Consider the following 19,717-nt stretch of genomic DNA (forward strand, 5'->3'; position numbering starts at 1 on the left):
GACCCCCATTCACCGAGGGATGGGGGGAGGTTGAGAGTCTACGGGTGCTGCCTCGGGGGTTTGCCCCAGGCGTCACACGGGTAGCAGCACCTTCACCGACCGGCGCTCGAGCGTCGGTCGTCCACATCCTTGAGAGGAACAACGGGGACATGCGCATCACTCGTCTCGTGGCCGGCACGGTCACCGCCGGCCTGCTCGGCGTCACGCCCATCGCGATATCGGCTCCGGCCCATGCCGACGGCCAGACCTACACGCCCACCGTCACCGCCGAGCTCAACGTCACTGACTCGCCCTACGAGGCGCCCTTCATGTACGGCGGCGGCTTCTACGTGACCGGCACGGTCACCGACCCCAACGGGCTCTACGACAACGGCAACCCCGCAGGGGTGGCCTACCTCCAGGTCTACACGGCGTCGAACCCCGTGTGGACGACCATCGCCACGGACGCGTTCCCGAGCACCCTCTTCTTCGACGGTGACTTCACCTTCTCCGAGAACGCCCAGTACAAGGTCGTCTTCTCCGGCGCCCCGGCCCGGTCGGGCGTGGAGGACACCCTCCTGCCGGCCGAGTCCGTCGCCATCGCCGCGCCGGTCACCCGCAAGGTCGTCTTCAGCAACCCCAGGGGCACCCTGATCAAGGGCAAGGTCACGCCCAACTACGGCAAGAAGAAGATCAAGGTCCAGAAGCGGGTCGGCAAGAAGTGGAAGAAGTTCAACACCTACAAGACCACCTCGGCCGGCAAGTACAGGTTCACCCTGCCTGCCCCCCGCCGCGGCAAGACCCAGTTCAAGATCTCGGTCCCCGGCAACGCGCAGTACACGACGTGGGAGACCACGGGCTACACCTACAGCTCGCGCACCGCGGTCGCTCCCCGCGCCGCGTTCACGCGCTGAGCACACCCTGACGGACCCGAACGGGCACCCGACCTCACCGGTCGGGTGCCCGTTCGCTGTCTCACCCGGGTGGCGGGCCTGCCGCCACCTCGGCCTCCGAGCGGAGCAGGCAGAACTGGTTGCCCTCGGGGTCGGCAAAGACGACCCACCCCGTGCCCGGGCCGTACTGTCCGCGCTGGTCGTCGACCTCCACGGCACCGAGACCCCGCACCCGCTCGACCTCCGCGTCGCGGCTGCCCGCTCGCGGGCGCAGGTCGAAGTGGATCCGCTTGGGCGCGAGCACCTCGTCGGGCACCTCGAGGAACAGGATGCTGTGGCCGCTGTCGGGGTCGAGGATCATGCACTCCTCGTGGCCGGGCTCGTTGGGGTCGCCGTCCACGTCGACGTAGCCCAGCAGCGCCTTCCACCACTGCGAGAGCTCGTAGGCGTCATGGCAGTCGACGGTGGTGTGCGAGACGAAGGACGTCACGGCCGGGTCACTCCGTCCCGTGCCGTCGGACGAAGTCGACGATCTGCTCGGCGAGCTCGGGACGGCACACGATGAGGTCGGGCAGCGACGTGTCGTCCTCGTTGTAGACGATGGGCGATCCGTCGACGCGGCTGCAGTGCAGGCCCGCGGCGCGTGCGACGGCGACGGGCGCCGCGTTGTCCCACTGGTACTGCCCGCCGGCGTGGACGTAGGCGTCGGCGATGTCGCGCACCACGCTCATCACCTTCACCCCGGCACTGCCCATGGGCACGAGCTCGGCGTCGAGCTCGGCGGCGAGCGCCTCGACGAAGGCGGGCGGACGGCTGCGCGAGACCGCGATGCGGGGCCGCTCGGAGGTGCGCGGAGGGAGGATGCTGGGACGGCCGGTGTGGAAGGTCTCCCCCAGCGCCGGCTGCGCGACCGCGCCCGCCACGAGGTCGCCGTCCTGCCAGAGCGCGACGTGCACCGCCCAGTCGTCACGTGGCGGCTCGGAGAACTCGCGGGTGCCGTCGAGGGGGTCGATGATCCAGACCCGGTGGGCGGTCAGCCGCGACTTGTCGTCGGCCGCCTCCTCGGACAGGACCGCGTCGTCGGGTCGGTGCAGGGTGAGGACCCGGTCGAGCTCGGCCTGCGCCGCCGCGTCGCCGGCGTCCTTGAGGGCCTTGCCCTCGAGCCCTGCGGCGTGCGCCCCGGCGCGTACGTCGAGCAGCACGGCGCCTGCCCGTTCGGCCGCCCAGACGGCGAAGGCGTGGTCGTCGAGCGTGGTGGGATCGATCATGCCGGGGTCCCTGCGTCGAGGGGAGCGAAGCGAGGCTCGTCGTGGGGTGAGGTCATGTGCGGCAGCCTATCGACGGGGAGGGACCTCCGTGCCGGCGTAGGCCTGCCGAGGGCGCGGGACCAGGTTGGCGCCGACGCCGGCGGCGTACGCCTCGTGCAGCATCGCGACCGCTTCCAGCTGCGTCCGCGCGCCCAGCTTGGCGCGGAGCGCCTTCACGTGGCTGCGCACCGTGCCCCGCGTGACCCCCATCTCGGTGCCGACCTCGGCGACGCGGAGCCCGGAGGCGAGCAGCTCGAGGACGCGCCGCTGCTGCGGCGAGAGGCTCTCGATGAGCTCGGTGACGTGGTGGCGCCGGTCGAGGGCCTGCACCCAGGAGACTCGGAGCGCCACGCGGCCTGCCGGGTCCAGTGCGGTGCCCCCCGCGCGGATGCGGTCCACGACCTCGGCGAGCTGCTGCACGGACGAGGCCGTGGTGACGTCGAGCAGGTCCTCGTCCACCAGGCCGCCCCAGAGGACCGAGGCCTCGGCCGTGGTGACGACCATGACCCTCGTACGACCGTCCCTGACGAGACGGGCGACGTCCTGCACGACGTCGGCGTTGTCGAGGCCGTCGAGGATCACCACCAGCGGGTGCTGCTCGTCGGGAGCGATCTCCCGTGAGCCCGTCTCCGGGTCGTGGACGAACGACTCCCAGCTGCGGGCCTCGGCGCTCGTGCCGGCCGACCTGAGGGCAGCCGCGACCGCCTGGGCCACCAGCAGATGAGGTGACACCACGCAGGTGGGACCGGCAACGCCCATCACGCCTCCCTCGTCACGCCGTCAGCGCCACCTTGGTGGTCGGACCTTGGACGAGGGCCTCACCTCGTCGAATGTGCACCGAATTGGGGACGGCCGCTCCCACGGGAGCCCGGCAGCTCCATGACCAAGGAACTTGACGCCCCCTTGACGCGTCCTGCTGTGCGCCTGACGCGGCCCTGACAGCGACCTCGACAAATCCGGACCAGACCGGGATTGCCGCAAATTGGGTACGCCCGCACAATCGTTGGACACCCCCGGCTTTGAGGTTCCATCCTGCTTGCGGGACCTGATCGAATCATCCGTTCAGCGTGGGGGGAAGTATGCGCCAGATCGCGCATGTCAGTAGGGAGTTGCGCCACAGCGTGGGGACGCTGGGGGTGGGGGGGCTGGGGTTCGCCGTGCTGGCGTGGACCAGCTGGGGCGGCGTACCGCCGGTGAGCAGCACCGATGCGGAGGCACGCACCCTGGTCGCCGCGGTGGTCAGCTGCGTCTTCGTGGCCGGTGCCGTGCTGGCCGCCGTCATGGGATGCCGCCGGCATGCCCGGGCACACGAGGGCTGGGTGGTGGGTGTCGGCGCGCTGATCGCGGCGCAGGCGCTGCTGGTCACGTTGCCCGCGATCGCCAACCCGCCACCGCGGGCCACCCTCGAGCTGGTCGCGCTCCTGGTCATCGGCCTCGTGGGCCTGGCATCCGTCATGGGTGCCCTCACCGCCCTGCCCGGTGCCCGCGCGGTGGCCGACGACGTCTTCGCCGTGGGACTCGGGATGGGCCTCCTGGCTGCCGGGCACCTGCTGCTGCTCATCCCGCAGGGCGCCGCCGCCTCCGTGCCGATGCAGCTGCTGATCGGGCTGCTCGTGCTCACCCAGGTGGCGGCCGCCGCGATCGTCGTCTCCCAGCGGGTGCTGGTCGGGCTCATGACGCCGCTGGTCGTCCTCACCGCCGTTGTCCTCACCGCGCTCGGCGTGGTCGTCGGCCTCGGCCGCGACACCGCCTGGGACACCCTGGTCTCGCTCGCGCTGGCCGCCGTCGGCGCCGCCTGGCTCGCCGCCGCCTGGCAGTGCCTCAACCGTGGCGTCGACCGCGCCGCTGCCCGGCGTGACGCCGAGATCACGGAGGCCCAGCAGGCCACCATCCGCGACCAGCGCGAGCGGATGCACGAGCTGCGGAGCACGGTCGCCGGGCTCGTCAACGGCTCGGAGCTGCTCGACCACGCCGACATCTCCCTCGAGGCGCGGCTGCGCCTGTGGGAGTCGGTCCGGCGCGAGCTCGGCCGGATGCAGCGCCTGCTCTCGGACGAGAGCCGGCCCGCCACGCCCGTCGACCTCGACGAGGCGCTCGTGCTGATCCTCGAGCTGCAGCGGCTCAAGGGACGCCAGGTCGAGCTGCACACGACCGGTGACACCGTCCAGGCCCGCTACGACTCGCTGGCGGAGGTGGTCAACATCCTGATGGACAACGCCGCCACGCACGGCGGGACGGACAGCAGCGTCGTCGAGGTCGTCCGCCGCGACGAGGAGACGGTGGACATCACGGTGACGGACTTCGGTCGCGGCATCCCCGAGCAGGAGCGGCAGCGGATCTTCGAGTGGGGCGAGCACGGCGACGACTCCCCCGGTGAGGGCATCGGGCTCCACCTCGCGCAACGCCTCGTGGCCCAGGACGGTGGCTCCCTGAGGCTGGCCGAGGCCAAGGGCGTGGGATCGTCCTTCGTCATCTCCCTGCCGGCGCCCCGCACCTCCACCGAGAACGATCTTGTGGATGAGGACGGCCATGTCTCCTGGCGCCGCTCGGGCTGATCACCGCATCCTCATCGTCGACGACCACATGCTGTTCGCCGAGTCGCTGGAGCTCGCGCTCTCGGTGGAGGGCTACGACGTACGACGCATGGAGCTGCCGAACGAGGGTGGGTCGATGGCGACCCTGCGCTCCCTCGCGCTGCGCGCCAACCCGCGCACCGTCCTCCTCGACCTCGACCTGGGTCGGTTCGGCGACGGGATGAACCTCATCGCCCCGCTCGCGCGCGCCCACATCAACGTCGTGGTCCTCACGGCGTCCGAGGACTTCGGACGCTGGGGCGGGTGCATGCGCCTCGGCGCCCGCAAGGTGCTGCCCAAGAGCGGGGCGCTCCAGCAGGCCCTGGCGACGGTGCGACGGCTGCACCTGGGCCTCCCGGTCACGAGTCGCGAGGAGCTGGAGCACCTGCTCGACCAGTGGGCGCAGCAGCGGCAGGCCAACGACGACCTCCGGCGTCGCCTCGACCTGCTCACCCCTCGGGAGCGGCAGGTGCTGGGTTCGCTGATCGAAGGACGCACGGTGCGCACCATCTCCGAGGCGAGCGTCGTGTCCGAGGCCACGGTGCGCACCCAGGTCAAGTCGATCCTGGCCAAGCTCGAGGTGTCCTCGCAGCTGGCGGCGGTCGGGATGGCCAACCAGATCGGGTGGAAGAACGGCACATGAACCCGGCACTCGGATGAGCGGCATCGGCGGTGTGCGGGCGTTCTCACCGGGGGCGTTCACGACGTCGACGCTGCAGGGCATGGCCGAGGCGCTCCGCCACCGCGGTCCGGACGCGTCCTCGACGTGGGTCGGCCCCGACCTCGGCCTGACCCACACGCGGATGGAGGTCGTCGACGCCGCGCACGCGCACCAGCCGATGCACTCCGCCGACGGCCGGTGGGTCGTCGTGCTCGACGGCGAGGTCGTCAACCACGACAGCCTGCGGTCCCACCTGGACTACCCGTTCCGCACCAGCGGCGACACCGAGGTGGTGGTGGCCGGTCTCGCCGTGGAGGGCATCAGCTTCGTCGAGCGGCTGCGCGGGCCGTTCGCCCTCGTGGCGCACGACCTCCGCACCGACACCACGCACCTCGTGCGCGACCGGCTCGGCGTCCTCCCGCTCTACTACCGGCACGTCCCGGGCGGCATCGCGTTCGGCTCCGAGATCAAGGCCCTCCTCGCCCTCGGTCCGCGTCCGGAGGTGGACGGGCGCAGCCTGGACGCCTACCTGACGTCCAGCGTGGTGCCGGCACCCGACACCCTCTTCGAGGGGGTCAAGAAGGTCAGGCCCGCCCATCGCGTCACGATCATGCCCCGCGGGCACCTGGAGGAGCACCACTACTGGGCGCCCCCTGAGGGGGATCCCGAGGAGATCTGGACCGCCGGCGACGCGATCGAAGCGGTCGGCGACGGCATCCGCGACGCCGTCCGCGTGGCCGTCGCCACCGACGCAGCGGTGGGCGCCCACCTCTCCGGCGCGCTGGGGAGCAGCCTGCTGGTCGCGGAGATGCAGCAGCTGCGCGGTGGCGCTCCGCTGCACACGTTCTCCGTCGGCTTCACCGAGCAGCCCAGCGACGAACTCCGGTGGGCGCGCCACGTCTCCGAGCTGTTGGGCACCGAGCACCACGAGGTCGCGCTGCAGGCCACCGACGTCGACGAGCTCTGGGGCCGGTTGTCCTGGCACCGGGACGCGCCGATCTCGGCGCCGGGCGACGTCGCGGTGTTCGGGCTCGCCCGCGCCGCGCGCGAGCACGTACGCGTCGTGGTCTCGGACGAGGGCACCGAGGAGCTGTTCGGCGTGCAGCCGCAGCACCGGTTGGCGCGACGGGTGGCCGAACGGTCCGCCGCCCTCCCGACCCCGCTGCGCTCCCGGGTGACCGGGCCTGCCGAACGCCGCCTCGGCGCCGTCTTCACCACCGCCGAACGACGCCGACTGCTCAGCGCTGAGCCGCCGCGGGAGCGGGTGCTGCCACCCGTCCTCGGCGCGGACCCCCTGGACCGCCAGTCCCGTCAGGACCTTCAGCACTGGCTGCCCGACCACCTCCTCGAGCGGGCCGACCGGCTGTCGATGGCCGCGTCGGTCGCGTGGCGCCCGGCACTGCTGGACCACCACCTCGTCGAGCTGGCCTTCCGGCTGCCGGCCTCGCTCCGGTTCCGACCGGGGACGCCGCGGTGGGTGCTGAAGGAGGTCGCGCGGCCGATGCTGCCGGACCACGTCGTGGACCACAGGCCCGCCCGGTCCGCGATGCCGCTCGACGCGTGGTTCCGGGAGGACCTGCGCGACTCCGCTCGGGATCGGCTCACCGGCAGGGAGTCCTGGGCAGGCCGTACGCTCGACCGCGCCTTCGTCCACGCCCTGGTCGAGGGCCACGAGCGGGGCGGCCACGAGGCCGGCAGGCTGTGGACGCTGCTGGCGCTGGAGATGTGGCACGAGTGCTTCTTCGGCACACCACCGACCGCGCCGCGGCCCCGTCGAGCCACGACCTCGGCCGTCGCACCGTCCCGACGTCACTGAGGCCCTGAGGGTGCGCAGGACCGAGGCGGCCCGACCGCGTCCGGACGTGCGGCTGCGGCGGCCGAGGTGGGGGAACCTCGACCGCCGCTACTGGTGCGCGTCGCCCGTGGTGGCGAGGCGTGGGGGTCCCGCGCCACCGATGCGGCCAGAGGCCTCTGCAGGGACAACTTTGAGTGCGGCGAACCAGTAACTTGCACCGATTCGAGAGTACGACCCGGGAAGGACGGCGCCAATCCCACCGAGTGGGTATCTGCGGGCCGTCCGTCATGGCGCCGTCAGGGCGGCCCTGCAGGGCTTTCGCTGATTTGCGGCATGCCCCGCTCCCGCGCCGTTCCTAGGCTCTCGACCACGAGGGCAGCTGGGGTGCCCGTGGGGAAAGACAGCGGGGAGGGGTCCGTCAGATGACGCAGACCACAGTCGGTAGGAGCACACCTGGGGCAGCGTTGCCGCTGCCGCGGATCCCGCGACCGCGCGGGCTCCAGCAGCTGGTGCCACCGCCACTGCTCGCACCGGTCCCCCCGGTGCCAGACGTCACGGTCGTCCCTCCGGCGCTCACTCCTCGCCGGGGCGTGAGCCGCCCCGCCGTCGCCCTCGACACGGCGCTGTCACTGGCGCTCGGCGCCACCGCGGCGGCACTGGGCGTGCTGGCTGCCCCGGTCGCGCTCACCGCCGCGCTGGCCTGGCCGCTCCTGCTCCTCGCCACCGGTCACTACCGTCACGTCGGGCTCGGCGAGAGCCGGCTGACCCCTCCGCTGCGCATCCTCGGCACGGGAGCGCGCGCCGCGGTGCTGGCGCTCGCGCTGGCCCCCTGGTTCGTGACCGCCGACGCCGTGGCCCTTGCCGCACTGGTCGCCGTCCTCAGCGTCGCCAGCACGGTCCCGTCCCTGGCAGGCATCGGCCGACGCCGACCGCGGGTGGTGCTGGTCGGGCGACCGCGCGACGTACGTGAGGCACTGGCCGAGCTGCGGACGGCCGACAACCACGAGGTCGTCGCCGCGTGCCTGACCCGCTCGTCCAAGATCCCGCTCGGCGACCTGCCGACGTACCTCGGCTTCGAGGCCACTTCCGCCGTCGCCGCCCACCACCGTGCGGACGCCCTGGTGGTGCTCCCGGGCGCGCGCCTCACCCACGCCCAGGTGCGCCGCCTGCACTGGTCGCTGGCCGGGGTGGGCGCCGACCTCTACCTCGGCACCGGGCTCCTCGACGTGGAACCGCAGCGCACCCGCGTGGTGTCCACCGCAGGCGTCGACCTGCTGCACGTCACCAGCCCGGTGCTGCACGGGCCGCGCCGCCTCCTCAAGGACGTCGTCGAGCGCTCGCTCGCCCTCGTCGTGCTGGTGATGACCCTGCCGCTCCTCGCACTCCTGTGCGTGGCGATCCGCCGGGAGACTCCCGGTCCCGCCCTGTTCCGCCAGGAGCGCGTCGGCCTCGACGGCGTGCCGTTCACCATGTTCAAGCTGCGCTCGATGGGCAACGACGCGGAGGACGAGCGGTCCGAGCTGGTCGCCCACAACGAGGGCGACGGCATCCTGTTCAAGATCAGGATCGACCCCCGGATCACCCCCCTCGGGCGCCAGCTGCGTCGCTACTCCCTCGACGAGCTCCCCCAGCTCTGGAACGTCGTGCGCGGCGACATGTCGCTGGTCGGTCCGCGGCCCGCGCTGCCGAGCGAGGTCGCCCGCTACGACATCGACCCGCGCCGGCGGCTGGTCGTCAAGCCCGGGGTGACCGGCCTCTGGCAGGTCTCGGGTCGCTCGGACCTCAGCTGGGAGGAGTCGGTCCGGCTGGACCTCAGGTACGTCGACAACTGGTCGTTGCGCCTCGACGTCTCGATCCTGGCCCGCACCGTCCAGGCCGTGCTGGGGCACCGCGGTGCCTACTGAGGGCACGAGCATCCTCCGGTCGGTCGTGGTCGTCGCCGCGACGAGCCTGCTCCTCGCCGGCTGCGGGGGCGGCGCACCGTCACCCGGCGCCGACGCGCCCGCGTCGCCGGCCACCACGCCCGGATCCACCTCCAGCCCGACACCGAGCTCGACACCCAGCTCGACACCCGGATCCAAGGCGACATCGACACCTGAGCCCACCGACGAGCCCACCGGCGAGCCCACCGACGAGCCCACCGAAAGCCCGTCGCCGTCCAGGTCCGCCTCCGCCTCCGGCTCCGGCGCCGGCTCCGGGCTCGAGATGCCGGAGGCTCCCGAGCCGACGGTGACCAGCCTGGCCGAGCTCCTCGAGGACGTGCGCACCGATCCCCTCGTGACGGCTCCGCTGCCGCGCGCCGCCGACGCACGGGGGCGCCTCGCGACGGGCTTCCCCGCCGTGCTTCGACCCACCCGGGCCAGCCGGGTCGACTCCAGCAGCGTGTCCCCGGCGGGCCCCCGCCTGCAGGTCGCCCTGGTCGGCTCCACCTCGCTGGCACCCGCGGACGTGCTCATGGCCTACCGCACCCGACTCGCCGGTCGAGGGCTGACCGAGCTGGCCGCGCCGGCCACGTCCGCCGGCTCGGAGGCCGCCGCCTTCAGGCGCGGACGCAGTGTCGTGACGATCACCGTCACCACGCAGGGATCCGGCACGGGCTACTCACTGCACGCCTCGCTCCATACCGGAGGCGAGTGAGCCGGATGTACATCTCCGTCCGCGACCGGCCGGCCACCGGCGAGGAGTCCCGCTCCGGGACGACCGTCACCACGCCACCGGTCGGCCGCGTGGTCATCATCCTGGGCGTGGTCTCGCTGCTGACCGACGTCTCGTCGGAGTCGGTCTCGGCGATCCTGCCGCTCTACCTCACCCTCGTCGTCGGCCTCACCCCAGTGGCGTACGGCCTCATCGACGGGCTCTACCAGGGCGTGAGCGCGCTCGTGCGCCTCGGCGGCGGCTGGGTCGCGGACGCGACGGACCGGCCGAAGTGGGTCGCGTTCCTCGGCTACGGCCTCTCCGCCGTCGCCCGCGTCTTCCTGCTCTTCGCCTCGGGCGCCGCCGGCATCGCCGCCGTCGTCACCGCCGACCGCATCGGCAAGGGGATCCGGACGGCGCCGCGGGACGCGATGATCAGCACGTCGACCCCTGCCGAGCACCTCGGTCGCGCCTTCGGCGTGCACCGGATGCTCGACACGATCGGCGCCGCGCTCGGCCCGCTCATCGCCTTCGGGATCCTGGTGCTGGTGCCGGACGGCTACTCGGTCGTCCTCGTCGTCTCGCTCGCCTTCGCGCTCGCCGGGGTGGCCCTGCTCGGCCTGCTCGGCCCCGACGTGAGGAGTCGGCGCGAGGCAGCAGCACAGTCGGGGCCGACGCCCCCGCCCTTCCGGTGGCGCGACCTGACCGACCGCAGGCTGCGGCCCCTGCTCGTGATCGCCGGGGTCCTGGGCCTGCTGACCGTCGGCGACGGCTTCATCTACCTCGCGCTCCTCGACCACGGCGGCGTCAACGTCTCGTGGTTCCCGCTGTTCTACGTCGGCACCAACCTGGCCTACCTGCTGCTCGCCGTGCCGGTGGGCCGGCTGGCCGACCGCGTCGGTCGGGCCCGGATCCTGGTCGTCGGCCACCTCGCCCTGGTCGGGGCCTACCTGTGCGCGGTCCTGCCCACCTCCACCGCTGCCGCCACGATCGGCACGCTGGCGCTGCTGGGCACCTTCTACGCCGCCACCGACGGCGTGATCGCGGCCCTCGCCGGCCGGCTCGTCCCGGTGCAGGCGCGGACCAGCGGCATCGCCGCCGCCCAGACCGTGGTCGCGCTCGCCCGCATGCTCGCCTCGGCCGGGTTCGGACTGATGTGGCTGCTGCTCGGGCCGGCGACCGCGATGATCGTCGTCGCGGGGCTGCTGGCCGTGGCGATCCTCGCCGCCGCGTCCCGGGTGCGCCTGCTCGACACGGCCGAGGTCACGCCGTGAGCCCGGCATGAGCACCCGCGCACGCGTGCTGTGGTTCGCCGTCATCGTGGTGGCCCTGGTCGTCGGCGCCGGGGTGTACGGCGTCGTCGAGGGACGCGAGGTGCGCGCACAGCGAGCTGCCGAGCCGGAGGCTCCGGCAGCGCCCGTCGCGGAGGTGACCGACGGGCCGAGGATCGTCTTCCGCCACACCGGGCTCGACAACGAGTACGGCACCGTGGCGATCGTGAGCGCCGACGACCCCGGCGGCGCACGCGCCTTCACCGGCGTGACCTGCGACCGGGTCGCCGCGCGGGCCGAGGGCGCCTCGTGCCTCGTGACGGACCCCAGCCTCGCGGCGTCGTACGAGGTGCGCGAGCTGGACGCGCAGTGGCAGCCGGTCGCCACGAACGCCCTCCCGGGACTCCCCAGCCGCACCCGCCTGTCACCGGACGGGTCGCTCGTGGCGACCACGGTGTTCGTGACCGGGCACTCCTACATGTCGACGGGCTTCTCCACCGCGACCGAGGTGCACGAGTTCGGCGGCGGCACCCGCTGGGGCAACCTGGAGAAGTTCCAGCTGGTCCTCGACGGGACCGAGGCCGACCCGGTCGACCGCAACATCTGGGGCGTCACCTTCGTCGACGACGACACGTTCTACGCCACGGTGGGCACCGGGGGCCGCACCTACCTGGTGCAGGGCAGCCTCGGCAGCCGGACCCTCACGTCGGTGTCGCGCGACGCCGAGTGCCCGGCGTTGTCACCGGACGGATCGCGCGTCGCCTTCAAGGTCGACGTCGACCCCGGTCGACGCATCGTGTGGCAGATCGCCGTGCAGGACCTCGCCTCAGGCGAGCGCACGCTGCTCGAGGAGGGCCCGAGCGGCCTCGACGACCAGGTCGAGTGGCTCGACGACGACACGCTGCTCTACGGCATGCCGCGCGCGGACGAGCCGGGCGTGAGCGACGTCTGGTCGGTCGACACCAGCGCCGACGCCGCACCGTCGCTCCTCATCGAGCAGGCGTGGTCGCCGACGGTCGTGCGGTAGCTGTCGGTCAGGCAGACACGGACGTCTGACTCCGACTCGGGAGACAGGCCACGTTGAGCACGAAGGCGACGGTGCTGGGAGCCGGGTCGAGCTCGCCGCGAACCATGCGGTCGAGCCAGCTGTCGTCCAGGACGTGCTGCCCTCGAGCCCTGTCGAGCAGGTCGGGGTTCGCCCGCCAGTGGCGCAGCACCTTGGCGGCCAGCACCGTCCCACCGGCCGGCGGACGGGTGGAGTGGGCGAAGCGCTGACGCGCCTTGCTCGCCGCCTTCTGCGCCAGCGTCTGGATGCCCCGCACGCGATCAGCGTGGCGAGGGTACGCGTACGCCTCAGGGGGCGGTCGTCCGTTCAGCGGCATGCGCCCGAGCTCTGGGTCCAATGCCATCTGCAACCGAGCGAGGAAGAGCGAGTTGCGCTTGCTGTCGGGCGACATCCCCTGGGCGATCGCAATGAAACGGTCATCGAGCATCGGGTTGACGACCGAGCGGTCCATGCAGACCGCCGTGTCCGTGACCCCGGCCCACCGCTGCATCCGCTGGTAGAGATAGAAGTCGTCGGTGGCGTCGAGCCAGTCCTTGCCGGTCCCCGCCATGAGGCCGTGGATCCGCTCGACGGCCCTCTCACGGGCGCCCTCGCGCATCGACGGCTCGAGCGACGCAGGATCGATTGCCTCGTTGGCGAACATGCGCCAGCTGGCCAGCCGCGCCACCCGCGCGCGGGTCACCGACGGGTCGCGGGGTCGGCCGAGGTAGTAGAAGCCCCTGGCCACCTCCCCGCCGAGGCCGGCGATCCGGTGTCCTTGGTCGAGGCGTCTCTCCGCCATGGTGAGCGCGGCCAGCGCCAGCGGGTCGGCCATGCCCTCGAGCCGCGCACTCGACTCGGTGCACAGGTCGTAGGCCGCCGCAGGGTCGAGGCCCTCGAGGCTGTCGAGTGCCTCCACGTGGTGGCGCGCTCCGGTGCGGGCGCAGATCTCCGCCGCGATGCTGACGTCCTCGCTCCCGGGCACAGCAAGGGTAACGGCAGCCAGCCCTCGCCGAAGGTCTGGAGGGATGGCACTGAGCAGGATGCGGGAATCCTGACCACCCGTGAGCTGCAGGGTGGCGTCCGGGTGGTCGCCGAGGTAGGCGGAGAGGTTCGTGCGCAGCAGCTCGGCGGCCTGCTCGACCGCGTCGTCCAACGAGAGCGGCTCGGGTGTCGGACGGTCGCCTCCGTGGATGGTCAACTCGCCGGCGCCGAGCTGGGCCACCGCCCCCGGGGCCAGCTTGGAGACGCCGTCGAACAGAGTCCACTGCCCGACCTGCCAGCCGACCAGGCTCTGCAACGACATCGACTCGCGGTCGATGTCTCGGCCGCCGAGCACCGCGAGGAGGCGGGCGGAGGTGCTGATCGCAGCCCACCCCCTGCCTTCCGCGTGGTAGACGTGACGGAAGCCCAGAGCGTCAGTGACAGCCACTGCCTCCTCGCGCGCGGGGCCCGTCCGCAGGGCCGCGAACGGCGGCAGCACCTCGGCCAGGGCGGCGACGTCGCGACGGGCGAGCAGCTCGGCGACGTCCTGCGGGAGGGCGTCCCGTTCGTGCCTGCGGGCACCTCGACTGAGCATCCAGCCGTCGTCGACCGTCGGCCCCAGGTCGCCCCAGGCGGCCACCGCCAGGGAGCCGTCCTCGCGCACGGTGGCGTCCGGGACGCCGGCATGGCTTAGGGCAGCGCCCAGGTCAGGCGTCGACCCGGGCACGCCTCCACGCGATAGGACCAGCACCCCCTGCTGCATGCACCCACCATAGGAGAGCGCGCCGGCTCGCACGTCCCGAATTTGGATGGTCTCCCTCCCGGACGCGTGACCCGCTGGTCAGGAGGGGCTGACCGGCGTCCCGTCGTCCCAGACGTTGCCCGACCACACGTTGCCGGGCGCGTTCCCGTCGAAGTCGGTGATGGGCCACCAGTAGCCGCACTTCCCACCGCTGCCACGCGTAAACACGTTGTCGATGAACCTGATGTTGGCCGTGGCGTCGGAGTACGGCTTGCCACCGGAGGCTCCGCCGTAGGCACACGTGCCCCCGGTCGAGGGGAGGAAGAGGTTGTTCTGGATCAGGTTGTCGCGCACCGGGGCGAAGTCGCCGTAGCCGGTCAGGCCGGCGGAGCAGCCCGCGTCCGGGGGCACGTTGGGTGCGTCGCACGTGATCGTGTTGTGGATCAGCGTCGTGTTCTGCTCCATCCGGATCCCCGACTCGTGGTGGACCCCGGTCTCGTCCGTCATCTGTCCGTGCACGTAAGAGTCGCGGATGGTGCAGTTCTTCGCGCAGGACATCGACCGGCTACCGCCGACGACGTGGACGCGGGTGGCGGTGAAGTTGTAGGCCTCGAGCCCCGTGCCCGCCCGGTCGCCGGCGTTGATGTCGGTATCGGTGATGGTCAGGCTGGCGTCCTCCTCGATGCTCACGTTGCCGCTGATCGACGACCGGCTGATCGTCACGTCGGGCGCGAGGATCCTCAGCGATCCGTCGACCTGCTTGGCGTCGATCACGGTGCCGGGCGTCTGGATCGTCAACGGACCCGTGTAGGGAGTCAGCGCAGTGCCGGCCGGCACACCCGTGTTGTCGGCGTTGGGCCAGCCCGTGGGCGTCGGCTCAGGCGGATCCGTGATCACCGGGGCCGGGACGAAGAGGACGTCCACCCAGTAGTTGGACTTGCGCCAGGCCTTCTTGGGGAATCCCGACGTCCCGCCGTGTCGACGTACGCCGACACGCTCTCCACCTGTCTGCAGGACACCACGGACCCGGGACTTGCGCAGGCCGCGCGCGGTCATCGCGTAGCGACCCTTGGGCGCGAACGCCGACACTGTGTAGGTCCGGTTGGCAAGCACCTCGACAGGAGAGGTGAACCGCACCGTCACCCAGCCCTTGCCGGCGTGGGGGGCGATCTTGGCGGTCGCAAGACGCTCGCCGCGGGCGTTCCACAGCGACGCGCGTCGAGGTGTAGCACCGGAGGCCCGCGCGACCTTGTAGACCTCGACGCCGGTGACGCTTCCTGCGCTGGTGGCGACGAACTGGAGACCCACCTCCGTGGGACGCCGGTTGCGGACCTTGGTCACTTGTCGCGGCTTGGACGTGGCGAAGAGCCCGAGCTCCTCGGCCGTCGCCCAGGCTGTGGGCTCGGCATCGGCTGGCTGGGACGACGCAGGAGCGACGGCCGCGCCAGCCAGGACCAATGCGGCCGTCAGTACGAGCGCCAGTGGCGCGGCGAGCGCGCGTGAGCACGCGGACATGGAGCGGGGGGAGGTGGACATGCAGAACTGCCTCTGACCGTCGGGGGTGTCGGTTGCGGGCTCACTATGGCCGCTCACGCGGATCACGGCAAAGGGGCATCCGCCCGGTTGCAGTCGCCGACCAGTGGTGCGCTCGCATCGTCGCAGGTCAGCCGCGCGCGCTATCCCAAACTGGGGAAATGGGAGGCGTGCGGCTCATGAAGTCCCCGACAACTGCTTGGACGCCACGAAATCGGCCAGGTTCCCGACCGTCTCGAAGACCTCTCCGGTGACGTCGTCGTCGGCAACCTCGATATCGAACCTGTCCTCGAGGGCCGACGCAAGCTCCACCACGCCGAGGGAGTCGAGCTCGGGGAGCTCACCGAAGAGCGGGGTCGAGGCATCGATGGTCGAGGCCTGGTCCTCGATGCCCAAGGTGCTCACGAGCACCTCGATCACCGCGTTGACGTGGTCGGGGGTGGACTGCATGGCTGCCTCCGGATCGTTGGGGCGTTCGGGTGGTTGGTCGGTGCTGCAACGGTCACACCAGCACCTCGGCAGGCGACGGGTGTCCGAGGAAGGCGGTCGGACTCGCCGTGAGGCCGTAGGCGCCGGCCTGATGCACGACCAGCAGGTCACCGACGTCGATGGTGGGGAGACGGACCTTGTCGCCCAGCAGGTCGAGGGGCGTGCAGAGGCTTCCGACGATCGTGACCTCCGTGAGCTCACCCCCAGGCTCGACCGTCCGGGCAACGCCAGCGGAGATCGGATAGTTCCGGCGGATGACCTGTCCGAAGTTCCCCGAAGCCGCGAGCTGGTGGTGCATGCCCCCGTCGACGACGCAGTAGGTCACGCCCCGCGAGACCTTCCGGTCGACGATCCTGGTCACGTACACACCGGCCTCGCCCACGAGGTAGCGGCCGAGCTCGACGCCGATGCGTGCCTCACCCAGCACCGGCCGCAACCGCTCGGAGCAGAGCCGCTCGAGGTTCGCACCCACGGCCGAGAGGTCCAGCGGCTGGTCCTTCTCGAAGTACGGGATGCCGAAGCCGCCGCCGAGATTGACGTACCGGACCGGCTCCGAGGCGTGCTTGGAGAGCTCGAGCACGAGGTTGACGGTGCGCTCGTGCGCCTCCGCCAGGATCGACGCGTGGAGGTTCTGGGACCCGGCGAAGACGTGGAAGCCCTCCAGGGCCACGCCGAGGTGGGCCATCTTGTCCATCAGCTGCGGGACGACCTCGGCGTCGACGCCGAACTGCTGCGGGCCACCACCCATCCGCATCCCGGACCCCTTGACCGCGAAGTCTGGGTTGACCCGGATCGCAGCACGGGGGCGGAGGCCCAGCTCGTGACCGGCGGCCCCGAGACGCCGCGCCTCGCCCTCCGACTCCACCTCGACCAGCACTCCGGAGGCGACTGCGCGATGCAGCTCGTCGTCCGTCTTGCCCGGACCGGCGAAGGTGATCCGCTCCGGGGCCGTCCCGGTGTCCAGGGCGACCGCCATCTCACCAGCCGAAGCCACGTCCAGCGTGTCCACCAGTGACGAGAGGTGCTGCACGAGCGCCGGCATCGGGTTCGCCTTCACTGCGTAGCCGAGGTCGAGGTCGTCGGGAAGGGCGGCGCGCACCTCCGCCACTCGTTGCGTGAGAAGGCGCCGATCGTAGGCGAAGAAGGGGGTCGAGCCGACGCGCGCCGCCAGCCGGTCGAGAGCCAGACCGCCGACGCGGATCCGGCCGTCGTCGCCGATGAAGGCCTGTGCGTGCTCGGCGGCGATCACGATCCGGCCCCCCTCGTGCGGGCGGCGATCTCCCGCGCCACTTCCGGGGCCAGCGCCACTCGATCGAACTTGCCATTGGGCGAGCGCGGCAGCTCTTCGCGCACGAGCACCTCCGAGGGGACCATGTAGAGGGGGAGCTCACGTCGCAGCAGCCTGGAGAGCCCGGTCCCGTCCACCGTCCCCCCGGGCGTGGACGCGACGACGAGCACGATCCGCTGGCCGAGCTTCTCGTCGGGAACGCCGAGCGCCACCGCGTCGCGGACGAGACCGGTCTCGTATGCGGCCTCCTCGACCTCGGTCGGGCTCACCCGGTAGCCGGAGGTCTTGATCATCTCGTCGGCGCGGCCGACGAAGCTCAGGAAACCCAGTTCGTCGGCGACGACGGTGTCGCCGGACCACACGGCTCGCTCCTCGGCCTGCCACGCCGCGCGTCCCGGCAGAGGGCGGAACCTCTGTGCGGTGCGCTCGGGATCGTTCCAGTAGCCGAGCGCCACCAGCGGTCCGCGGTGGACCAGCTCACCTTCTTCGCCAGGCTCGCACGCGGAGCCGTCGGGCCGTAGCACGAGGATCTCGGCGTCCGGGATGGCCTTGCCGATCGAGTCGCCGTGCCGGTCGACCTCGTCGGGGTCGAGGTAGGTCGAGCGGAAGGCCTCGGTGAGGCCGTACATCAGGTAGGGACGGGCGGACGGGAACAGGTCACGCAGCCGCTTCAGCGTTGCAGCAGGCATGCGTCCACCGGTGTTGGCGAAGTAGCGCATCGAGCTGCGCGCCTCCGCTGGCCACTGCTGCTCGACCAGCTGCACCCACAGCGGCGGCACGCACGTGAGGCCGGTGACACCGTGCCGCGCGCAGAGCTCCACCAGGTCGCGCGCCACGAGGTAGTTCGCGAGGACGACGTGGGCGCCGACGGCCAGGCCCGTGGTGACCTGGCTCAGCCCCGCGTCGAAGCTCAGGGGCAGCGCCGCCAGGATGACGTCGTCGGCGTCGTTGCCGAGGTAGCTGCTCACGCTCTCCGCACCGATGAGCATGTTGCGGTGGCTCAGCACCACGCCCTTGGGACTGCCCGTGCTGCCGGAGGTGTAGAGGATCGCGGCCATGTCGGAGTCGGGCGGGCGCGGGCTCACCGCCTCGCGCGACGGTGCGGCAAGGAGCCGACCGAGCTCGTGGACGGACACGTCGGGAGGCTCGGACCCCGTGCCCGCCACGGGACCGTCGACCAGGACCACGTCGCGCAGGTCCGTGTCCGCCAGCGCCGTGGCAAGCGTGGCCCACCGGCGAGCGGTCGTCACCAGGATCCGGGAGCCGCTGTCCCGTACGACGTGGCCGACCTGCCGCGGCTTGAAGACGGGGTTGACCGGCACGAAGACACCACCGGCCAGCGAGGAGGCGAGGAGGCTGGTGACGGTCTCGATCTTCTTGTCCAAGAACACCGCGACCCGGTCGTCGCGCACGAGGCCGAGGCCCTCGAACCCGGACGCCAGCCGACCGACGGCGTCCCACGCCTCGGCGTAGCTCACCGTGTCGGCACCCGACGTCAGCGCGGGGCTGTCCGGGTGGGTGCCCGCACGCTCCTCGAGGAGGTGGTGGATCCGTGTCCTCATCTGCTGCCTTTCCCTTCGCTCCGGCTCACCACGCGACGCACGTCAGCTCGCTGTAGAGGTAGTCGACGTCGCCCGCGTCCAGTGCGTCGCTGCGGAACATCCTGGGCCTCGGATGCGGCAGGGTCATCCCTTGTGGGGGCTTCCAGGCCACGACCCGCTTCTCGAGCAGGGTGGCCAACGCGCCGTGCCGGAGCAGCAGGTGGGTCGAAAGCCGGTCCCAGACCTGGGGCAGGAGCTGGGGGTCGGAGATGTGCAGGACCGTCGCGAACACGGGCATCCTCTTGCGGCGGTCCTTGCGAAACATCACGTACACGTTGCGGCCGTGCGCCTGCAGCACCACGTGCCGCGCCGCGGCCGCCCTGCGGTGGTCCTCGAAGATCTGGCGCTGCCTGCCGCTCAGCAGGAGCGCAATCCGCTCGTGATCGGCCACAGCGGTGACGCCACGCCCCGGCAGCACCAGGTTGGGGACCAGCGTCGTGGCCGTGTCGAGGTGCTTGAACTTGAGACGCTCGTTGAGCGCAACCACGTTGCCGCTCGGGGAGAGGTCCGTGAAGTGGTAGCCGCGCTGCCCCAGGAGGGCCAGCACCAGCCTGAGGCCCTGCGAACGCTGTTCCTCGTCCACGCACCAGGCGGCGAGGTTGCACACCCGCTCGGTCCGACCGCGGACGTCTCGCTCGGCGTAGAAAGCGACCGCCGTGCCGACGACCCGTCCGTCGCTGCGCAGGTGGAAGCCGTGGTTGGGCGCCTTGGCCTGCCACGGCGGGACGATCGAGTCCTCCCACTCGCGGGCACTCAACCGCGAGTTCAGTGCGCGGTGCAGGTAGGCCGCAACCTCCGGCACGTCCGCTCGCGTGATAGGCGCCACCACGGCGCGATTCCCCCCCATGGGCACAGCATCTGTTCGTTGTCGCCGCGGCTTGGCCGGCGGCGACGGCTATACCTCATTTTTGGCAATGGGACC

17 protein-coding genes are annotated in these 19,717 nt (G+C 71.7%); 8 read left to right on the forward strand and 9 right to left on the reverse strand.

Going from position 1 to position 19,717, the window contains the following annotated elements:
- The first annotated feature begins 149 nt into the window (after nt 1-149).
- A complete protein-coding gene (locus BM127_RS01955) occupies nt 150-893 on the forward strand; it encodes a hypothetical protein (RefSeq protein ID WP_091193564.1) in 744 nt (247 codons plus the stop codon).
- Nucleotides 894-954: 61 nt separating this feature from the next.
- On the opposite strand, the gene BM127_RS01960 is transcribed toward BM127_RS01955, so the two are convergent.
- The 3 genes from BM127_RS01960 to BM127_RS01970 all read right to left on the reverse strand — a co-directional run bounded on the left by BM127_RS01960 (nt 955) and on the right by BM127_RS01970 (nt 2,938).
- Entirely contained in the window at nt 955-1,362 is a 408-nt protein-coding gene (locus BM127_RS01960) for a VOC family protein (protein WP_091193565.1), read from the reverse strand.
- Nucleotides 1,363-1,369: 7 nt separating this feature from the next.
- Entirely contained in the window at nt 1,370-2,140 is a 771-nt protein-coding gene (locus BM127_RS01965) for a 3'(2'),5'-bisphosphate nucleotidase CysQ (RefSeq protein ID WP_091193568.1), read from the reverse strand.
- Between the two features lie 66 nt (nt 2,141-2,206).
- Complete coding sequence (locus tag BM127_RS01970) at nt 2,207-2,938, reverse strand: helix-turn-helix transcriptional regulator (RefSeq protein WP_231263162.1); 732 nt, start codon at nt 2,936-2,938, stop codon at nt 2,207-2,209.
- Between the two features lie 398 nt (nt 2,939-3,336).
- Between BM127_RS01970 and BM127_RS01975 the strand changes: the two genes are divergently transcribed.
- The 7 genes from BM127_RS01975 to BM127_RS02005 all read left to right on the forward strand — a co-directional run bounded on the left by BM127_RS01975 (nt 3,337) and on the right by BM127_RS02005 (nt 12,140).
- Nucleotides 3,337-4,734, forward strand: a complete 1,398-nt coding sequence (locus BM127_RS01975; protein WP_139227560.1) for a sensor histidine kinase — start codon at nt 3,337-3,339, stop codon at nt 4,732-4,734.
- Nucleotides 4,709-5,395, forward strand: a complete 687-nt coding sequence (locus BM127_RS01980) for a response regulator transcription factor (protein ID WP_231263117.1) — start codon at nt 4,709-4,711, stop codon at nt 5,393-5,395. Before BM127_RS01975 ends, BM127_RS01980 begins: the two co-directional genes overlap by 26 nt.
- A 13-nt stretch (nt 5,396-5,408) precedes the next feature.
- Nucleotides 5,409-7,229, forward strand: a complete 1,821-nt coding sequence (gene asnB, locus BM127_RS01985; RefSeq protein WP_091193574.1) for an asparagine synthase (glutamine-hydrolyzing) — start codon at nt 5,409-5,411, stop codon at nt 7,227-7,229.
- Between the two features lie 569 nt (nt 7,230-7,798).
- A complete protein-coding gene (locus BM127_RS01990) occupies nt 7,799-9,112 on the forward strand; it encodes a sugar transferase (RefSeq protein WP_198554468.1) in 1,314 nt (437 codons plus the stop codon).
- Nucleotides 9,102-9,845 carry a hypothetical protein gene (locus tag BM127_RS01995; RefSeq protein WP_139227562.1) on the forward strand — a complete coding sequence of 248 codons (744 nt, stop codon included), beginning with the start codon at nt 9,102-9,104 and terminating at the stop codon, nt 9,843-9,845. The genes BM127_RS01990 and BM127_RS01995 overlap by 11 nt, the downstream gene beginning before the upstream one ends.
- 5 nt (nt 9,846-9,850) lie before the next feature.
- Nucleotides 9,851-11,116 (forward strand): MFS transporter, encoded by a 1,266-nt coding sequence (locus BM127_RS02000; RefSeq protein ID WP_091193577.1) that lies wholly within the window; start codon nt 9,851-9,853, stop codon nt 11,114-11,116.
- Nucleotides 11,117-11,123: 7 nt separating this feature from the next.
- Complete coding sequence (locus BM127_RS02005; RefSeq protein ID WP_091193578.1) at nt 11,124-12,140, forward strand: hypothetical protein; 1,017 nt, start codon at nt 11,124-11,126, stop codon at nt 12,138-12,140.
- A gap of 7 nt (nt 12,141-12,147) precedes the next feature.
- Here BM127_RS02005 and BM127_RS02010 read toward each other — a convergent pair whose 3' ends face one another.
- The 6 genes from BM127_RS02010 to BM127_RS02035 form a co-directional block, all read right to left on the reverse strand.
- Complete coding sequence (locus tag BM127_RS02010) at nt 12,148-13,905, reverse strand: asparagine synthetase B family protein (RefSeq protein ID WP_139227564.1); 1,758 nt, start codon at nt 13,903-13,905, stop codon at nt 12,148-12,150.
- Nucleotides 13,906-13,983: 78 nt separating this feature from the next.
- Complete coding sequence (locus BM127_RS02015; RefSeq protein ID WP_091193580.1) at nt 13,984-15,420, reverse strand: DUF4082 domain-containing protein; 1,437 nt, start codon at nt 15,418-15,420, stop codon at nt 13,984-13,986.
- Nucleotides 15,421-15,594: 174 nt separating this feature from the next.
- On the reverse strand, nt 15,595-15,867 hold the full coding sequence (locus BM127_RS02020) for an acyl carrier protein (protein ID WP_091193581.1): 273 nt from the start codon (nt 15,865-15,867) through the stop codon (nt 15,595-15,597).
- Between the two features lie 52 nt (nt 15,868-15,919).
- The gene (locus BM127_RS02025; RefSeq protein ID WP_231263116.1) at nt 15,920-17,155 is read right to left on the reverse strand and encodes a pyridoxal-dependent decarboxylase, exosortase A system-associated; all 1,236 of its coding nucleotides are present in this window, start codon (nt 17,153-17,155) and stop codon (nt 15,920-15,922) included.
- Nucleotides 17,152-18,756, reverse strand: coding sequence for an acyl-CoA ligase (AMP-forming), exosortase A system-associated (locus BM127_RS02030; protein ID WP_091193582.1), 1,605 nt, complete (start codon nt 18,754-18,756; stop codon nt 17,152-17,154). Before BM127_RS02030 ends, BM127_RS02025 begins: the two co-directional genes overlap by 4 nt.
- 25 nt (nt 18,757-18,781) lie before the next feature.
- Entirely contained in the window at nt 18,782-19,597 is an 816-nt protein-coding gene (locus BM127_RS02035; RefSeq protein ID WP_198554469.1) for a hypothetical protein, read from the reverse strand.
- Nucleotides 19,598-19,717 lie beyond the last annotated feature (120 nt).

Source organism: Nocardioides alpinus (assembly GCF_900112035.1).
GTDB classification, from domain to species: domain Bacteria; phylum Actinomycetota; class Actinomycetes; order Propionibacteriales; family Nocardioidaceae; genus Nocardioides; species Nocardioides alpinus.